Source organism: Blastococcus saxobsidens DD2 (assembly GCF_000284015.1).
In the GTDB taxonomy this organism is placed as follows: Bacteria; Actinomycetota; Actinomycetes; order Mycobacteriales; family Geodermatophilaceae; genus Blastococcus; species Blastococcus saxobsidens_A.
This window is the reverse complement of the sequence record NC_016943.1, coordinates 1,556,627-1,574,148: the sequence shown is the minus strand read 5'-3', so window position 1 is coordinate 1,574,148 and position 17,522 is coordinate 1,556,627. Positions and strand designations below refer to the sequence as shown.

Annotated in this window: 16 protein-coding genes and 1 tRNA gene; 8 read left to right on the top strand and 9 right to left on the bottom strand. The window is 70.4% G+C overall.

Annotated elements, in window-relative coordinates:
* Positions 1–50 precede the first annotated feature (50 nt).
* The 4 genes from BLASA_RS07420 (at position 51) to BLASA_RS07405 (ending at position 4,982) form a co-directional block, all read left to right on the top strand.
* Positions 51–1,328, top strand: coding sequence for a M24 family metallopeptidase (locus BLASA_RS07420; RefSeq protein ID WP_014375457.1), 1,278 nt, complete (start codon positions 51–53; stop codon positions 1,326–1,328).
* A gap of 190 nt (positions 1,329–1,518) precedes the next feature.
* Positions 1,519–2,784: an aromatic ring-hydroxylating oxygenase subunit alpha gene (locus tag BLASA_RS07415; RefSeq protein ID WP_014375455.1), complete on the top strand. Its 1,266-nt coding sequence runs from the start codon at positions 1,519–1,521 to the stop codon at positions 2,782–2,784.
* 41 nt (positions 2,785–2,825) lie between these two features.
* Positions 2,826–3,683 (top strand): IclR family transcriptional regulator, encoded by an 858-nt coding sequence (locus BLASA_RS07410; protein ID WP_014375454.1) that lies wholly within the window; start codon positions 2,826–2,828, stop codon positions 3,681–3,683.
* Positions 3,684–3,875: 192 nt separating this feature from the next.
* A complete protein-coding gene (locus BLASA_RS07405; RefSeq protein ID WP_051004888.1) occupies positions 3,876–4,982 on the top strand; it encodes a hybrid-cluster NAD(P)-dependent oxidoreductase in 1,107 nt (368 codons plus the stop codon).
* 72 nt (positions 4,983–5,054) lie between these two features.
* Here the strand turns inward: BLASA_RS07405 and BLASA_RS07400 are convergent, their stop codons facing one another.
* From BLASA_RS07400 to BLASA_RS07390, 3 genes are all read right to left on the bottom strand, one after another.
* Entirely contained in the window at positions 5,055–5,804 is a 750-nt protein-coding gene (locus tag BLASA_RS07400; protein ID WP_041775665.1) for an IclR family transcriptional regulator, read from the bottom strand.
* 716 nt (positions 5,805–6,520) lie between these two features.
* Complete coding sequence (locus BLASA_RS07395; RefSeq protein ID WP_014375450.1) at positions 6,521–7,303, bottom strand: phospholipase; 783 nt, start codon at positions 7,301–7,303, stop codon at positions 6,521–6,523.
* Complete coding sequence (locus BLASA_RS07390; RefSeq protein ID WP_014375449.1) at positions 7,300–7,479, bottom strand: hypothetical protein; 180 nt, start codon at positions 7,477–7,479, stop codon at positions 7,300–7,302. The genes BLASA_RS07395 and BLASA_RS07390 overlap by 4 nt, the downstream gene beginning before the upstream one ends.
* 270 nt (positions 7,480–7,749) lie before the next feature.
* Here BLASA_RS07390 and BLASA_RS07385 point away from each other — a divergent pair, with 270 nt between their 5' ends.
* The 3 genes from BLASA_RS07385 to BLASA_RS26550 all read left to right on the top strand — a co-directional run bounded on the left by BLASA_RS07385 (position 7,750) and on the right by BLASA_RS26550 (position 10,365).
* Positions 7,750–8,736 (top strand): site-specific integrase, encoded by a 987-nt coding sequence (locus BLASA_RS07385; RefSeq protein WP_014375448.1) that lies wholly within the window; start codon positions 7,750–7,752, stop codon positions 8,734–8,736.
* An 88-nt stretch (positions 8,737–8,824) separates the two neighbouring features.
* Positions 8,825–10,132, top strand: a complete 1,308-nt coding sequence (locus BLASA_RS07380; RefSeq protein ID WP_014374930.1) for an IS256-like element ISBsa1 family transposase — start codon at positions 8,825–8,827, stop codon at positions 10,130–10,132.
* Complete coding sequence (locus tag BLASA_RS26550) at positions 10,129–10,365, top strand: tyrosine-type recombinase/integrase (RefSeq protein WP_083877960.1); 237 nt, start codon at positions 10,129–10,131, stop codon at positions 10,363–10,365. The genes BLASA_RS07380 and BLASA_RS26550 overlap by 4 nt, the downstream gene beginning before the upstream one ends.
* Positions 10,366–10,576: 211 nt before the next feature.
* On the opposite strand, the gene BLASA_RS07375 is transcribed toward BLASA_RS26550, so the two are convergent.
* A tRNA-Asn gene (locus BLASA_RS07375) sits at positions 10,577–10,649 on the bottom strand.
* A 138-nt stretch (positions 10,650–10,787) separates the two neighbouring features.
* On the opposite strand from BLASA_RS07375, the gene BLASA_RS07370 reads away from it, so the two are divergent.
* Entirely contained in the window at positions 10,788–10,997 is a 210-nt protein-coding gene (locus tag BLASA_RS07370) for a hypothetical protein (RefSeq protein WP_014375446.1), read from the top strand.
* Between the two features lie 13 nt (positions 10,998–11,010).
* On the opposite strand, the gene BLASA_RS07365 is transcribed toward BLASA_RS07370, so the two are convergent.
* From BLASA_RS07365 to BLASA_RS07345, 5 genes are all read right to left on the bottom strand, one after another.
* Positions 11,011–11,568, bottom strand: a complete 558-nt coding sequence (locus BLASA_RS07365; protein ID WP_014375445.1) for a hypothetical protein — start codon at positions 11,566–11,568, stop codon at positions 11,011–11,013.
* A complete protein-coding gene (gene dnaG, locus BLASA_RS07360; protein WP_014375444.1) occupies positions 11,565–13,451 on the bottom strand; it encodes a DNA primase in 1,887 nt (628 codons plus the stop codon). The genes BLASA_RS07365 and dnaG overlap by 4 nt, the downstream gene beginning before the upstream one ends.
* A 14-nt stretch (positions 13,452–13,465) precedes the next feature.
* Entirely contained in the window at positions 13,466–14,089 is a 624-nt protein-coding gene (locus tag BLASA_RS07355; protein WP_014375443.1) for a YdcF family protein, read from the bottom strand.
* Positions 14,090–14,166: 77 nt separating this feature from the next.
* Positions 14,167–16,899, bottom strand: a complete 2,733-nt coding sequence (gene ppdK, locus BLASA_RS07350; protein WP_014375442.1) for a pyruvate, phosphate dikinase — start codon at positions 16,897–16,899, stop codon at positions 14,167–14,169.
* Between the two features lie 166 nt (positions 16,900–17,065).
* Complete coding sequence (locus BLASA_RS07345) at positions 17,066–17,509, bottom strand: hypothetical protein (RefSeq protein ID WP_014375441.1); 444 nt, start codon at positions 17,507–17,509, stop codon at positions 17,066–17,068.
* Positions 17,510–17,522: the final 13 nt, after the last annotated feature.

Sequence of the window (17,522 nt, the reverse complement as noted above, 5' to 3'; positions counted from 1 at the left end):
TAGTGCACTCGTCAGTGCTACACGGTCAGTCGACACGAGGAGTGCCACCGATGGCGAGGGTGACGGGAACGGCGTCGCGCACGTCCGGCGGACCGAGGTACGACACTCCTCGGTCGGTCGCCTCGGGCCAGACGCGGGAGACGCGACTTGAGGTCGACGTCACGCTCGTCCGAGGGGCCGTCGAGCATGCGATCGCGCGGACCCGCGACTCGCTGCACCGGCATGATCTGGCAGCCGCGCTGCTGGCCGATCCCGTCAACATCAGGTACGTGACAGGGACGTCCACCATGCCGGTCTGGACGCTGCACATGATCGACCGCTACATGCTGGTACCGGCCGAGGGCCAGCCGGTCCTGTGGGAGTACGCCTCCGCGCCGGCCGACCTCGTGTCGCCGTATCCGCATCTCGAGACGCGGACGGCGACGAGTTGGTCCGCCTTCGGGTCCGGGGATCGGGCCCATGACCGAGCCGCGCGATTCGCCGCCGAGGTGGCCCGCGTGCTGCAGGAGTGGGCGATCCGGGACGCCCGGATCGGCGTGGACCGACTGGACACGTATGGGTTCCTGGCCCTGCAGGAGGCCGGCCTCCACCTCCGGCCGGCACAGCTCGCCATGGAGGAGGCGCGCGCCAGAAAGGGTGCGGCGGAGATCGAGCTCATCCGGCGATCGGTCAGCGCCTGCGACGAGGCGGTCACCCACCTGCACCACGTCCTCCGGCCCGGTATGACGGAGAACGAGGCGTGGGGCGAGTTCACCGGCCGCGCGTTCGCGCTCGGTGGCGAGTACGTGGAAGCGCGCTTGCTGTCGTCAGGACCCCGGACGAACCCCTGGTTCCGCGAGGCCGGGGACAGACGCATCCGATCCGGCGACCTGGTGTCGTTCGACACCGACCTCATCGGCCCGGCCGGCTACCTCGCCGATGTGTCCCGCACGTACCTAGTCGGCAGCACGAAGCCCACCGCGCGGCAACTACGGCTCTACGCCGATGCAGAGACCTTCCTGAGCGAGATCATCGGCGAGCTGAGGCCCGGGGCCGCCTTCGACGACGTGGGGCAGAAGCTCGGCCGCCGCCTTCCGCCGGCCTATCGCGCCCAGCGGTATCCGTTCATCGCTCACGGCAGCGGCCTCAGCGACGAGTACCCGGTCATCCGCTTCGAGGACCACCACGCCGGCGAGATCGAGGCCGGGATGGTCTTCAGCGTCGAGGCCTACATGGGCGCAGAAGGGGATGACGAGGGACTCAAGCTGGAGGAGCAGATCCTGGTGACGGACGAGGGCGTGGAGCAGCTCAGCCGTGCGCCGCACGATGACCAGCTGTCCGGCGCCTGACACCTGCCTCTTCCCAGCGCACCTTGACCCCGGTGCGGCAGCGTGATAGATATCACATCATCTAGTGGACACCCCCGCCCACTAGATGATCACGGCCTGGGCATTCGTCGCGCCGAGCACCTGGAGCCGTGCCCGCACTGACGGCTCGTCCCCGCCGGCGAGCCGTTCCCGCCATCCCTGGAGGCGCACCATGACGGTGCAGCTCGAGCGCCCGACGGATGCCCACGGCTTGATCGATCTGGTGAACGCTCGCGTTCCTGGATACAGCCTGGAGGCGCCCTTCTACACGAGCCAGGAGTTCTTCGACCTGGACGTGGACGCCATCTTCGCCAGGCACTGGATCTTCGCCGCCACGGAGGCCGAACTGCCCGAACCCGGTGACTACGTCACCGTCGAGGTCGGCCGCTACTCGGTCATCGTCGTGCGGGACGACGACGAAGACGTACGGGCCTTCCACAACGTGTGCCGGCACCGGGGATCGCGTCTCCTCGACGAGCCGCAGGGCAGTGTCGGCAACCTGGTCTGCCCGTACCACCACTGGACGTACGGAGTCGACGGACGCCTGATGCACGCCGACAACCAGCCGGCAACGTTCGACCGCAGCTGTTTCAGCCTCAAGCCGGTCCACGTCCGCAGCGTCGGAGGTCTCGTCTTCCTGTGTCTCGCGGACGATCCGCCGGCCGATTTCGACGAGGTGGCCGCCCGCGTCGAACACTTCCTCACCCCGTACGGGCTGCGCCAGGCCAAGGTGGCGCATCAGGTCGACCTCGTGGAGAGCGGCAACTGGAAGCTCGTCATGGAGAACAACCGTGAGTGCTACCACTGCGACGGGCACCCCGAGCTGCTGAGCGCCTATTTCCCCTTGTTCGGCTACACCGCTGAGGACGTTCCGCCACGCCTGCGCCCGGTCTTCGAGCGCTTCACCAAGGCCGCCGCGGATCTCCAGACGGCGTGCGTCCGGCGGGGCTTCCCCGTCGAGGGGCTGCGGGAACTGGACACCCGCGCCACCGGATTCCAGCTCTCCCATGCCCCGCTCGACGGCGCGGGCAAGTCGTTCAACACCGACGGCGAATCGCTGTGCAGCAGGCTCATGGGATCCATGACCACGGACCGGTTCGGCGACTTGTCAATCCACATGCAACCGAACTCGTGGTTCCACCTGCTGGCCGACCACACGGTCGTGTTCTCGGTGCTCCCGCTCGGCCCGAGCACCACCTTCCTGCGTACCACCTGGCTGGTGCACCCGGACGCGGTGGAGGGCGTGGACTATGACGTGGCGACCCTGACCAAGGTCTGGCAGGCGACCAACGAGCAGGACGGGACCCTGGTGGCGCGCACCCAGAAGGGCGTCACGGACCCCGGCTACCAGCCGGGCCCGTACTCGACGGTCGAAGGTGACGTCGAGGCCTTCGTCAACTGGTACATCTCCCGGCTGGCCGCTCACCTGTCCCGCTAGGCCAGGTCGACGATCGAGACCGCAGAACCGGAGAGGTGGGCATGGACGAGACGGAAGGCCGGGCGAGGCCGTCGGCCCTGCTGGGGCCGGTACCCCGTGGCCGTGCGACGGCTGGCGACGACGGAGCCAAGCTGAACCAGTCGGTCAGGAAGGCGATCACACTCCTCCGCGCCACCGCTGACGACCCCGGGGCGAACGTCTCGTCGCTGGCTCGGGCGGCGGGGCTCCCCCGGGCCACGGCGCTGCGGATGATCCAGACACTGGAACAGGAGGGCTTCCTGCTGCGGGTCGCGGGGGACGACCGGGTGCTGATCGGGCCGGAACTGCTGCGCCTCGCGCGGGGCAGCGACGCATCACTCGTGCTCCTGGAGGCAGCCCGGCCGGTCCTCGGCGATCTCGTGGCCGCGGTCAAGGAGACCGGGACGCTGAGTGTGGTGGCCCCCGACGGAGGGCTGGACCTCGTGCACCAGGTCGATGCACCCCATCATCTTCGCCCGCAGTCGTGGGTCGGGCAGCGGTTCCCCCTGCACGCGAGCGCGAGCGGGAAGGTGCTGCTCGCCACCTTCGACGACGAGCAGCTCGAGCACTTCCTCCGCGAGCCGCTCGAACGTCTCACCCCGTCGACGATCGCGACGGCCACCGAGCTGCGCGTGGACCTCCGCCGCGTACGCGACCGCGGGCACGCCCTCTGCATCGACGAGGCGGAAGAGGGCTTGTCGGGCGTCGCGACGGGCATCTACGGGCCGGCGGAGGAGCTCGTCGGCGTCCTGACCGTCAGCGGCCCCACCCAGCGGCTGTCCGGGCACCGGGCCACACAGGCGGCCGACCAGGTGGGGCTCGCGGCCGGCCGCATCGAGTCAGCACTCCAGCGGGGGCGGGATCGCGCCCGGGCCCTCTGAGCCGACGTCATGAGGAACCGCCACGAGACGGCCCGGACAGGGCTTTCGCAGGCCCTCCACAACCAGCCCGCCGGCTGACCGAACCGGCGTCCCAGCACGACCTCGAGAGGCTTGACGATGACCGCGCCCACCAGTTCCGTGGCGGTACTGGACGCTGTCCCGGTGCCGTGCCCCGCTGAGGTACACGTCGGCATGACGGCCCACCCGTCCGCACTCCCGGTCTGGGGAGAGTCGGACAACTACCCGCTGGTGTGCCGCCGGGTCCTGGACATCACCCACGACGTGAAGACGTTCCTCTTCGAGTCCGAGCACCCTGCGCTGTTTCACTTCGACCCCGGCCAGTTCATCACCCTGCGCCTGCAGATCGGCGGCCGCGAGGTGGACCGGTGCTACACCATCTCCACGCCGCCCACGCGGCCCCATCTGATCGGCATCACGGTCAAGCGGCAGCCCGGAGGACTCGTGTCCAACTGGTTGCACGACACCATGCGCCCTGGGCAGCGCATCACGGCCGACGGACCGTTCGGGCGCTTCTCGGCCGCCCGCCATCCCGCAGGCAAGTACCTGTTCCTGTCGGCCGGCAGCGGCATCACCCCGCTGATGTCCATGACGCGCACCCTGTACGACCTGGGCTCGGACATCGACATCCTCTTCGTGCACAGTGCGCGGACCCCGTCCGACATCATCTTCCAGCGCGAGCTCGACGTGATGGCGAGCGTGGCGCCGACGATCCGCGTCGGCCACGTCTGCGAACGGGACTCCCCTCGGGAGCCGTGGGTCGGCCTGCGGGGCTTCCTGAGCGACGAGATGTTGCGGGTGCTCGCGCCTGACCTCCACGAGCGCGACGTGTTCTGCTGCGGACCCTCCCCGTACATGGCCGCGGTCCGCCGGATGCTCGTCGCGGCCGGCTTCGACATGGCGCGGTACCACGAGGAGTCCTTCTCGTTCGAGGATCTGACGGGCGAGGACCGCTCCGCGCCCGTCGAGACCCATGGTGGGGACGAATCCCAGCCGCCGAGTGCTGGAGCGCAGATGGCGACCTTCTCCGTCGAGTTCGTCCGTAGCGGTCGCACGTTCCGCTGCGGTGCCGACGAGAACGTCCTCGACGCGGCGTACGGAGCCGGCTTGACCCCTCCGTCGTCCTGCGGTCAGGGCATGTGTGGCACATGCAAGACGACCATCCTCTCCGGCACCGTGGACATGCAGCACCAGGGCGGGATCCGGCCGCGTGAGATCGCGCAGGACAAGCTGCTCATCTGCTGCTCGAAGCCGCTGAGTGACCTGCGGATCGACGCCTGACCCACCCGTCCGCGTGGTTGACCGGGCCGGTGCCCGGGGCGGCCGAGCGGAGAAGGAAGGCGTACCGGCCGGTCAGCCGCGCTTGGGATGGCCGTTGCGCTGCGAGATCTCGCCGGCCGCCGCGATCACGTGCTTGGCCAGGCCGGGCATCGTGTCCTCGTTGACCCTGAACGTGGGCCCGGAGACGGTGACGGCTGCGACCACACCGCCGTCTATGGAGCAGACCGGAGCCGCGATGGCTGCCAGGCCCATCTCGTGCTCCTCGCTGGTAGAGGCGAAGCCCCGTTCGCGGACGATCGCGAGCTGATGCCTGAGGACGTCCTGGTCCACCACGGTGTGCGGGGTGTACCTCTCCAGGTCCTCGGCGATCGCGGCGTCCAGCTGGTCCGGCGACATGTGCGCCAGGAACACCTTGCCGGCCGACGTGGCGTGCATGGGGCTGCGCTGGCCCACCCAGTTCACGGTCGTCACGGCCGCGGCGCCGATCACCTGGTCGACGCTGACGACCCACCGTCCGTCGTGCACCGCCACGTTCACCGTCTCGCCCACCGTCTCCGCCAACTCTCGGCAGATGGGGAGTCCGAGCAGGGCGAGTCCCGCGGACTTCGTCGCTCCCGCAGCCAACTGCACCACCCCGTAGCCGAGCTGATACCTCCCGCGCTCGGCGTTCTGCTCGACCAGCCCGCGGGCCTCCAGGGTGGCGAGGAGCCGAAAGGCGGTCGACTTGTGCATGCCCAGCTCGCCGGCGATCTCGGTGACGCCGACGCTGCCACGGCGCGCAAGAACCTGAAGGATCGATACAGCTCGATCGACGGACTGCACGGAATTGACCCGGGCTACGCGACTGTCTTGCATAGCGGAACCGTAGTAGGAGCCGCGGTGCAGGAGCCACCAGCAACGGACGCGGGACACGATGGCACGCACCCGAGCGCCTGCCCCTCGCTTGCGCCCCCCGCCCGGGAGCCGCCCACATGAGAGAAGACGACGAACGATTCACGAGCTGGAGACCGCGGCTGCGGTGACCGCTGACGTAAAGCACGTCACGGCGCCCACGTTCCCGCAGACGCATCCGGTCCAGCGCGCCGGCGGCATCCGGGACGACCGGTGCGGCAGCGCTGACTGTTGCCGGGCGATCATAAGGGGGCGTTCCCGGACGAACGCCGGAGCAAGTCCCCGAGATCCAAGGAGTCGCGATGAAGGCGATCGCTCAGGAGGTGGTCGACCCCACGGACGTCCTGCAGTTCGTGGAGACCGATGCTCCTCGAGATCGACTCAGCGAACGTCATGCCTTGCGTGCTTCGGGACGCTGTCGGCCGCTCCGATCGCCAGTCCTCCGCGGCGCTGAATGGAGAGCCGTGGGGACCGCACGTCTGAAGGTTCGAGGCCGACCCACCGACGGATGCGGCCATGACCGTCGCGCGCCTTCTCGTCTACAAAGGCATGTAGGAGGCACGGACGGGGGCAGAGACACCTCTGACCAGCCACAAGGGCGCGAGGAGCCCGCGCCTTCCAAGCTGACTGTGCGGGTTCGATTCCCGTCACCCGCTCCACTGCGATGTTGCCCCGCGCAGCTCCACCTGCACGTCGTGCCAAGCCGGGCATGGCCCGTAGGGCGCGCTGAACGCCGTGGTCTGCGGATCGCCGGCGTGCTGGTGGTCGTCACCACGGCTGTGTGCGAGGTCGATGCCGCCGCCGAACGCGACGTCGTCGCGGGGATTCCGACGGTGGCGGATGACGACGAGCTTCTGATGATGGCTCCCCCGGGATCGGATTCGCTGGTCGAGCAGCACCTGCCCACCGGCAGCCCCGACGACCGCCGACAGGCGCCGGTTCACGGTGGCCGAGTAGTCCAGAGCAGTCAGGTGCGACCGCCACAAAAGCCCCCGCACCAGCGCGCTGCGCCGCGCTGCACAGGACAGTGCGTCACCGACCGTGAGCCCGGCCTCGGTCAGTCGCTCGTCGCTGTCCCCGCGCCAGCCGCCCGTCGCGGCACGTAGATACTCGTAACGGACCAGCGGTTCGCCGGCGGCCTTGGCGCCGGCATAGACCTTGACGGCTGACTCATCCACAGCGAGGTACTGCCCTGGGCTGTCCCACACGCAGTAGTACTCAGCCGTGAGGTTCAGGAGCGGAGCTCCATCGACAGTGAGCGGAATCCCCGTACGAGGCTCCTGGCGAACACTTACGTGGTCAAGGCCTTGACGGTGGAGCGCCCGGGCACCGAACGCCTCGACATGGCCGCCCACCACGGCTTTAACAGTGGCGGTGAGGTCGGCAGCGAACCGCTGCGCTTCCGCTACGAGGGCGTCCCCGGTGGTCACTCAGACAGGAGGTAGTCGAGCTCGTTCAGCTCGGTGAGGGCGGCAAGCTCCTCGGCATTGAGCATGTAGCGGGCGGCGCGGTCGCGCAGGTCGGACTCATCCCCGCCTACGCAGGCGAGAACCTCCGCGCGGCGACGCCTCGCCTCTTCTACGGACAACGTCTCGACAACCGGCACGCCACTCCCCTCCCTCGATCATGGTCCACCGGGGTGAACGGCTCCACTATGCCCATCGGCACCGACAGTTTCGAGATCAAGCCCACCACGGCCGCTCTCCCCACGACCGGAGGACGACTGGAGCCTGCACCCGGCTTTAGGCGCAACCCGTCATGCACAGGCCGGCGTGCTGTCCCCAGACGCGCAGCTTCGCGCCCCGGCATGCCGACGGCCGTGATGATCCTTACGGTCGGGCACCGAGCCCGAGCGAACTTGAGAGGAGGAGCTGACATGGGAAGGCCGCCACTGCCGGTGGGGACCTTCGGCCAGATCCACTTCCTCGAGTCCGGCAAGCACCGCGTCGGCGCCCGCACGTACTTCCGCGACCTCGACGGTCGTCGTCGACTGGTCACCCGCTACGGCGATACCCGAGCGCAGGCGGAGCGACGACTGCGGGAGGCACTGCGCGACCGTGCCACGGGCGCCACTCCCCCGGTGCCGGTCGACAGTCGCCTGAGCGTCGTGGCCGCCCAGTGGCTGGCCGACATCGACGACAGCGATCTGGCAGCCGGCACGAAGCGTCTGTACCGCTTCGTCAGCGAGTCCTACGTCCTTCCGAGGCTCGGTGAGCTCCGCTTGCGCGAAGTCACCGTTCCCGTCATCGACCGTCTGCTGACCTCGGTCAGCCAGGCACACGGACCCGCAGCCGCGAAGTCCACCCGAAGCGTCGTCTCGGGCATTCTCGGTCTTGCTGTCCGGCATGGTCTGCTTCCGATGAACCCCGTCCGCGAGACCCCGGCCCGCCGAGCGACACGCGGCTCCCGCCGCCCGCGGTCGCTCACCGTCGAGGAGACGCGCCAACTGCTGGCACGGCTGGTCGATGACCCTGCCGCGGTGCTCCAGGACCTCCCCGACCTGGTCGCCTTCATGCTCGGCACCGGCCTGCGCATCGGCGAGGCCTGCGCCGTCCGCCCGACCGACATCGACTCCGCTGCGAGCACACTGTCGGTGGGCGGCACCGTGACCCGCGATCGGCTACGCGGTCTCTTCATACAGGAACGACCGAAGTCCGACGCCGGCCGGCGCACCATCGCGCTGCCGCCGCAGACGGTCGACCTCCTCCGGCGCCGCCTGAACGATCCGCCCGGGGCATCCCACCCGCAGGTGGTCTTCCCCAGCAGGAAGGGTCTCCTACGCGACCCGAGCAACACCAGCGGCGATCTCCGCCAGGCTCTTGACCGAGCCGGCTTTCCTTGGAGGTTGTCCCGGGTCTCGTAGAAGTTGAGGTGGCCGGTCCCCCGCCCGCACCGGCCGTGAGGTAGGTGTTGGGCGTCCGCCAAGACACCACTTCGAGCAGGGGACCGCCGTGACCAAGAAGTACCAGAAGGACAAGATCGACACGCCTACCGGCGACGGAGTCGTCGTGCCGGAGCGGGTGAATGTGGCGATGGCCGAGATCGCCGGCACGATGCGTGAGGGCCTGCTCGCCCTCGCGGTCGGCGCCGGCCTGCAGGTGATGCAGGCGCTGATGGAGGCCGACGTGACCGGGATGGCCGGGCCGAAGGGCAAGCACGATGCCGGTCGGACCGCGGTCCGGCACGGCTCCGAGCGCGGGTCGGTGACCCTGGGCGGGCGGCGGGTGCCAGTGAGCCGTCCGCGGGTGCGCGCCGCTGACGGCTCCGGCGAGCTGTCCGTGCCCACCTACGAGCTGTTCAGCGGCACCGAGATCCTCGGGTCGATGGCGATGGAGCGGATGCTGGCCGGCCTGTCCACCCGCCGCTACCGGGTTGGCCTGGAACCGGTCGGCGACCACGTCAGCGCGGCGGCGAAGGCGACGAGCAAGTCGGCGGTGTCCCGGAAGTTCGTGGCGATGACCGAGACCGCCCTGGCCGAGCTGCTTGCCGCGGACCTGTCCGCATTGGACCTGGTCGCGCTGATGGTCGACGGGGTGCACTTCGGCGAATCCTGCTGCGTCGTCGCGCTGGGCATCGACTCCGAGGGGGTCAAGCACCCCCTCGCCCTGGTCGAGGGGGCGACGGAGAACGCCACGGTGGTCACCGACCTGCTGGTCGGCCTGCGCGATCGGGGGCTGGACGTGAGCCGGCCGATCCTGGTCGGCATCGACGGGGCGAAGGCGCTGCGCAAGGCCGTGGTCGACGTCTTCGACCACCCGGTGATCCAGCGCTGCCAATTGCACAAGATCCGAAACGTTCAGGACCGACTACCGCAGCGGCTACGCGGCCCGGTCGGCACAAAGATGCGCGCGGCCTACCACGCCGACTCGGCGCTAGAGGCCGAGGCGGCGCTGACCGGGCTGGCCCGGGAGCTGGACAAGACCCACCCGAGCGCGGCTGCCAGCCTGCGCGAAGGCCTGCACGAGACGCTGACCGTGCTGCGCCTGGGGGTGCCGCCCACGCTGGCCCGCACGCTGCGCTCGACCAACGCGATCGAGTCGATGATCTCCATCTGTCGTGATCACGCCCGCAACGTCAAGCGCTGGCGGGACGGGCAGATGGCCCTGCGCTGGTGCGCCGCCGGCATGGTCGAGGCCGGCAAGCAGTTCCGCCGGGTCAACGGCCACCTGCACCTGGCGAAGCTGCGCGCCGCGCTCGACGCCGAGATCACCGGAACTGTCACACCCGCCGTGCATGATGAGGAGGTCGTCGCAGCCTGACGCACAACGGGCCGCCACCGAAGTTCTACGGAACTCGGGACATCCTCTTTCCTTGGGTCACCTCGCACACGTTTCGCAAAACCGTGGCGACCCGTCTCGACGATGCCGGTCTCTCCGCACGCCAGATCGCCGACCACCTCGGGCACAGCCGTCCCAGCCTGACCCAGGACGTCTACCTCGGCCGCGGCACGGCCAGCCCCGAAGCGGCTGATGCACTGCACCGCAGCTTCTGATCATCAGGCTGCACGGCGCGCAAGTCGTGCGGCGCACCGCCCCTCGCCGGCACGTATGACCCCGCCGTCTCCGCACAAGGCGGCCCGCGGACGTGGGCTGACATGACCAGCCATACCCGCCGCCGAACTCTTAGGTGGTGAGTTTGTGATGTGTCGCAGCAAAAGTTTATCGCCCCGACACAGCTCCACAGGCCGGTGATCTGCGGCTTTGCTCCCCCGACTGGACTTGAACCAGTAACCCTGCGATTAACAGTCGCATGCTCTGCCAATTGAGCTACGGGGGATCAGCGGTGCGACCCGCTGGCCCGACGAGAGTACCCCACGCTCAGGACGGGTCCGCGTGCGGCTCGCAGGGCGCGACGCGTTGTGCGCCACAGGTAGCGTGTCCGTCGTTCACCGCCCGTCCACCCTGGAGGTTCCCCGTGGCCAAGCTGTCGTTCCTCGCCGGATTCGGTGCTGGCTACGTCCTCGGGGCGCGGGCCGGCCGCGAGCGTTACGAGCAGATCCGCCGCGCCTGGGAGCAGGCCAAGGATGATCCGCGCCTGCAGAGCATCGCCGGGATGGCCCAGGCCAAGGCCGACGACGCCGTCTCGACGCTCAAGGCCCAGCTGGGCAGCGAGCCCCCGCGCTGAGCGTGCGCCCGGCTCAGTCGGGCTGATCGGCGGCCAGCGCCTCGGCGAGCTTGCGCCGCGCCGCCTCCCGCGCCACGGGGTCGTCGCGGTCGGCGTCGTCGTCGAAGACGACCGTCCACTCCCGGGCCGCCTGACCGGGCACCCGGCGGGCGACCAGCAGCAGTCCTCCCCGGCCGGGCAGCGGAACCCGCCGGCTGGTCACGATGGTCTGGTCCACCCGCCGGCGCACGATCGCCGGCAGGTCGCCGGCGTCGGTGAGCACGTGCCGGACCACGGGCAGCCGGGCCTGCACACCCGGCTCCACCTCGGTCAGCGGGGTGACGGCGAAGGTGCCGCCGCCGTCGGTGGTGGCGGCCCAGCGGGCGTGCCCCACCTCGTGCCACGGCAGCAGCTCGTTACCGTGGCCCGTGCCCACCCGGCGCAGACCGCGCGAGGTGGCGGCCAGCCACCCGGCGTCGCGGGCGAGCACCCCCCACGTCAGCACCCGCTCGTCCGGATCGGCCGCCATCGCCGCCCGGACCTCCTCCGGCGGGCGGGCGAACCGGCGGCGCACCTGGGCGAGGAAGGTCACCCGAGGCCGCCGATGGCCCGCTTGCGCAGCGAGATGGCCAGCTGTTCGAGGTCCATCAGCTGCTTGAACGCCTTCATGTAGTCGTCGGCCTGCTCGACCGGGTTCATCCGCTGCAGCCGCCCCTTGAGCGCGGCGATCTCCCGGACCGTCGCCATCTCCTGCAGCCGCGCCATGATCGCGTTGACGTACGAGGGGTCGGGCTCGCCGGTGACCGACCGCATCGGCTCCACCGCCAGGGCCGTGAGCAGCGCGCGGGCGCTCTCCCGCCCGCAGTGCGCGCCGACCTGGTCCAGCCATGCGGCCCCGGTGACGGTCGCTGCAGCGGCGCCGCCCGCCCCGGCCACCGCCTCGGCCACGGCGGCGTAGTCGGGGTCGGTGTAGGCGCTCGGTGGGACGGCGTCGAAGGCGGGGCCGGCGTACTCGGGGGCCTGCAGCGCGGCCTTGATCGCTTCCCGTTCGACGGCGATCGCGGCGTCGTCCGGGGTGCGCCTGGGCGCGCGCGAGCGGCCCCGGGCCGACGCTCCTCCCCCGTCGCCGGTCAGCCGCCGGACGCGCTCGAGCACCTCCGCCTCGTCGGTGTTGCCGATCATCCCGGCGAGCTCCCGGGCGTAGGCCGGGCGCAGCGCATGGTCCTTGATGCCGGCGACCAGCGGCACCGTCTTCTCGAGCGCGGCCACCCGCCCCTCGACGGTGTTCAGGTCGTAGCCGGCCAGCGTCGTCTTCAGCACGAAGGCGATCAGCGGGGTGCGGCGAGCGACCAGGTCGCGGACGGCGGTGTCGCCGTGCTCCTGCCGCAGCTCGCAGGGGTCGCGCCCCTCCTGCTCGACCGCGACGAAGGTCTGCCCGACGAAGCGCTGGTCCTCGGCGAAGGTCTTCATCGCCGCGGCCTGGCCGGCGGCGTCGCCGTCGAAGGTGTAGACCACCTCGCCGCGGAACTCGTCCTGGTCCATCAGCAGCCGGCGGAGCACGCCGATGTGCTCCGCGCCGAACGCGGTGCCGCAGGATGCCACCGCCGTCGTCACGCCGGCCAGGTGGCAGGCCATCACGTCGGTGTACCCCTCGACGACGACGGCCTGGTGCCGCTTGGCGATGTCGCGCTTGGCGCGGTCGATGCCGTAGAGGACGCTGCTCTTCTTGTAGAGCGGCGTCTCCGGGGTGTTGAGGTACTTGGGGCCCGGGTCGTCGCCCATGAGCTTGCGGGCGCCGAAGCCGATGACGTCGCCGGTGATGTCGCGGATCGGCCAGACCAGCCGCCGGTGGAACCGGTCGATCAGCGTGCCCCGGGATGACTCCTTGGCCAGCCCGCCGGTGACCAGCTCGGCCTGGCTGAAGCCCTTGGCGCGCAGGTGCCGGGTGAGCGCATCCCAGCCGCCGGGCGCGTAGCCGCAGCCGAAGTCGAGCGCGGCCTGCCGGTCGAAGGCGCGGTCGGCGAGGAACTGGCGGGCCGGGGCGGCCTCCGGGGTACCCAGCTGATCGGCGTAGAAGGCGGCCGCGGCGGTGTTGGCGGCGACCAGCCGGGCCCGCTGGCCGACCGAGGCACGATCCGGGCCCGCCGTCGGGCGACCGCCGTCGTCCTCGTACTTGAGCTCGACGTTGGCGCGATGGGCCAGCAGCTCGACGGCCTCGGAAAAGGTCAGATGGTCGATCTGTTGAATAAAGGAAATGACATCTCCGCCTACCCCACAACCGAAACAATGAAAGAGGTTTCGTGAAGGCGTCACTTGGAAGGACGGCGTCTTTTCGTCATGGAAAGGGCACAGCCCCTTGAGGCTGCCGCCGCCGGCCCGCTTCAGCTGCAGGTGCTCACCGACGATCTCGTCGATCTTGCTCCGGTCGCGGACCAGCGCGATGTCCGCGGCCCGGATGCGTCCCCGCCCGGCCATGTGCCTCCCCTTCCTCAGCCGATGCCGGGTGCGCCGGCGACGCTCTCGCCGGTCACGCGGTAGAGCAGGTAGGCAGCAGTCTCCCGCAGGATGTACCGGAACTGGGTGGCGCGGGTCTGCACCGCCGGGCCCTGCCGGGTCGGGGAGCTGTCCGCGTCCATCCCGGCGTCCTCGGCCATGCGCTCGGCCCGCATCGCGTGCCAGGGGTCGGTGACCAGGACGGCGCTCTCCCAGCCCCGCTCGGCGAAGGCCGCGGCGACCACCCGCATGCTCTCCAGGGTGTCCACGCCCTGCTCGACCGGGAGCAGCGCCTCGGCGGGCACGCCGGTCGCGGCCAGGTAGTCGCGCCCGGCCTCTGCCTCGGTGAACTGGTCCCCGGCCGCCTTGCCGCCCACGGTCACGATCACCGGGGCGACCCCCTGCTCGTACAGGGCGCGCGCGTGCTCGAGCCGCGCCTCGAAGATCGACGACGGGACGCCGTTGTACTGGGCCGAGCCGAGGACGACGATCGCGTCCGAGGGTGGCCGGGCGTCCTGCCGGGCGGTGTACCAGATGGCCAGCGCGGTGGAGACCACGAGCAGCACGGCGGCCAGGAATCCGGCACCGACCGTCCTCGTCATCAGACCCCGCGCGACCACCCGTCATGGGTACCACGCGGGGACGACGGCGCGCGTGCCCCGCGACGGTGTGCCCGGCCACCCCGCCGAGCAGGACCTCAGGAGCCGGCGCGGTCCCCGTCCAGCGCGGCGCGGCCGGCCTCCAGCCGGGCGACCGGCACCCGGAACGGCGAGCAGGACACGTAGTCCAGGCCGACCTCGTGGAAGAAGTGCACCGAGTCGGGGTCTCCGCCGTGCTCGCCGCAGATCCCGAGCTTCAGGTCCGGGCGGGCGGACCGGCCCGCCTCGGCCGCGATCTGCACCAGCCGGCCGACGCCCTCGCGGTCCAGCGACTCGAACGGCGAGATGCCGAAGATCCCCTTGTCCAGGTACTGGTGGAAGAACGCCGCCTCGACGTCGTCCCGCGAGAAGCCCCACGTCATCTGGGTGAGATCGTTGGTGCCGAAGGAGAAGAACTCTGCGGAGCAGGCGATCTCGCCCGCCGTCAGGGCCGCCCGGGGCACCTCGATCATCGTGCCGATCAGCGGCCTGACGTCGATGCCGCACTCCTCGCAGACCTCGGCGAGCACCCGCCCGGACTCCTCGCGGATGGCCTCCAGCTCCTGCACGGCGCCGACGAGCGGAATCATGATCTCCGGCCGCGGGTCGCCGCCGGCCTGCTTGCGCTCGCAGGCCGCCTCGGCGATCGCCCGCACCTGCATGGCGAACAGCCCGGGGACGACGAGGCCCAACCGCACCCCGCGCAGGCCGAGCATCGGGTTGGACTCGTGCATGCCGCGCACGGCGGCCAGCAGCCGCAGGTTGCCCTCGTCGGGCTCGCCGCGCTCCTCGGCCAGCGCCACCCGCACCGACAGCTCGGTGAGGTCGGGCAGGAACTCGTGCAGCGGCGGGTCGAGCAGCCGGATGGTGACCGGCAGCCCGTCCATCGCCTCGAAGATCTCCAGGAAGTCCTGCTTCTGCAGCGGCTCCAGCGCGTCCAGCGCGGCCTGCCGTTCCGCGTCGCCGTCGGCGAGGATCAGCTTCTCCACCAGCTGCCGCCGGTCGCCGAGGAACATGTGCTCGGTCCGGCAGAGACCGATGCCGCGGGCGCCGAAGCGGCGGGCGCGGGCGGAGTCCTCCGGGGTGTCGGCGTTGGTGCGCACGTCCAGGCGCCGCACCTCGTCCGCGTGGGTCAGGATGCGGTGCACGCTGCGCACCAAGTCATCAGCACCGCCGTCGGCGTCCGTCGAGTCGGGGTCGATCTCGCCCTCGAAGTACCGGACCACCGACGACGGCTCCACCGGCACCTCGCCGAGCCAGACCTTGCCGGTGGACCCGTCGATCGAGATGACGTCGCCCTCGCTCACCTCCGTGCCATCGGGCGCGGTGAACTTCTTCTCCTTGGTGTTGACCTGCAGCTCCTCGGCGCCGCAGACGCAGGTCTTCCCCATGCCCCGCGCGACGACGGCAGCGTGCGACGTCTTCCCGCCCCGGCTGGTCAGCACGCCCTCGGCGGCGATCATCCCGGAGAGGTCGTCGGGGTTGGTCTCGCGCCGGACCAGGACGACCTTCTCACCGCGACCGGCCCATGCCACGGCCTCCTCCGAGGAGAACACCGCCCGGCCCACCGCCGCGCCGGGCGAGGCGTTCATGCCCTGGGTGAGCTTGGTGGCCTCCCCGCCCGAGACGAACCGCGGGAACATCAGCTGAGCCAGCTGGTCGCCGGTGACCCGGCGGACCGCCTCGTCCATGTCGATCAGACCCTCGTCGACCAGCTGGGTGGCGATGACGAAGGCGGCGCCCGCGGTGCGCTTGCCCACGCGGGTCTGCAGCATCCAGAGCTTGTTGCGCTCGATCGTGAACTCGATGTCGCACAGGTCGCGGTAGTGCGACTCCAACCGCGCCATCGTCGTCATCAGCTCGTCGTAGGCGTCCCTGTCGATGCGCTCCAGGTCGGCCAGCGGGACGGTGTTGCGGATCCCGGCGACGACGTCCTCGCCCTGCGCGTTCTGCAGGTAGTCGCCGTACACGCCGTGCGCGCCGCTGCCCGGGTCGCGGGTGAAGGCCACCCCCGTGCCGGAGTCGGCGCCCAGGTTCCCGAAGACCATCGAGCAGACGTTGACGGCGGTACCGGCGTCGCTCGGGATGCGCTCGCGCCGGCGGTAGATGATCGCCCGGTCGGAGTTCCAGGAGTCGAAGACGGCGTTGATCGCCATGTCCATCTGCTCACGCGGGTCCTGCGGGAAGTCCGCCCCGGTGTGCTCGCGGACGATCGCGTCGAACCGGGCGACGACGTCCTGCAGGTGCTCGGCGTCCAGGTCGAGGTCGGACTCGGTGCCCTGCTCGCGCTTGACGTCGTCGAAGGCCTCGTCGAAGAGCTCGCCGTCGATGCCGAGCACCGTCTTGCCGAACATCTGGATCAGCCGGCGGTAGGAGTCCCACGCGAAGCGCTCGCTGCCCGACTGGGCGGCCAGGCCCTGCACCGACCGGTCGTTGAGGCCGACGTTGAGGACGGTCTCCATCATTCCGGGCATCGAGGCGGCCGCACCGGAGCGGACCGACACGAGCAGGGGGTCGCCGGCGGCGCCGAGCGTCTTGCCCATGGCCTTCTCCAGCGCCGTCAGGTGCTCGGTGACCTGGGCGGCGAGCTCCTCGGGGGTGCCGCCGTGCTCGAGGTAGTGGCGGCAGGCGTCGGTGGTGATGGTGAAACCCGGCGGCACCGGCAGGCCCAGGTTGGTCATCTCGGCGAGGTTGGCCCCCTTGCCGCCGAGCAGGTCCTTCTGGCCCTTGTTGCCCTCGCTGAAGTCGTAGACCCACTTGGTCCGCGTCGACTGATCAGTACCGATGGTCACCGTTGACACCTCCGTGCTCGAGAGCCGACCCCTCGCATGACCGAGATGGTGCCGCACCGGGAGCCCCCGGTCTGCCCCGTCCCGGCGGTTTCCGGCCGTTACCGGCGAGTAGATCGATCTTGGCGCAGGAGAGGGGAGACCGCGATTCGGCTCTCCCCTGCATGGGTCAGTCGATCCCGCAGACGCGCGGGCCGTCCTCGTTGACGACCGACACCTGCGCCGTGGCGCCGTCGTCCCAGCGGACGGTGACCTGCTGGACCTGCGCACCGGTGACGTCGTCGTCCGCGACGGAGGCCACCTCGGCGACGCCCGGTCGCAGGTACTCCTGCTCCATGCCCGCCACGTCCAGCCGGTCCCGCTGCTCCTCGCAGAGCAGCTGGTGGGCCGTCTCCATGTCGCCGGCGGCGAGTGCGGTGAAGAAGACCTCGGTGACCTCGATGGCCTGCTTCGCCGGTGAGCCCCGGACCAGGTAGAGGGCACCGACCATGCCGCCGGCGAGCAGGGTGATGCCGACGACGACCCCGATCAGCCAGCCCTGGTAGCTGCGCGGCGTACCGGTGTGCAGCGGCGCCGGGCCCTCGTCGTAGAGGAACGGACCTTCACTGCTCAACGCTGCTCCGCAA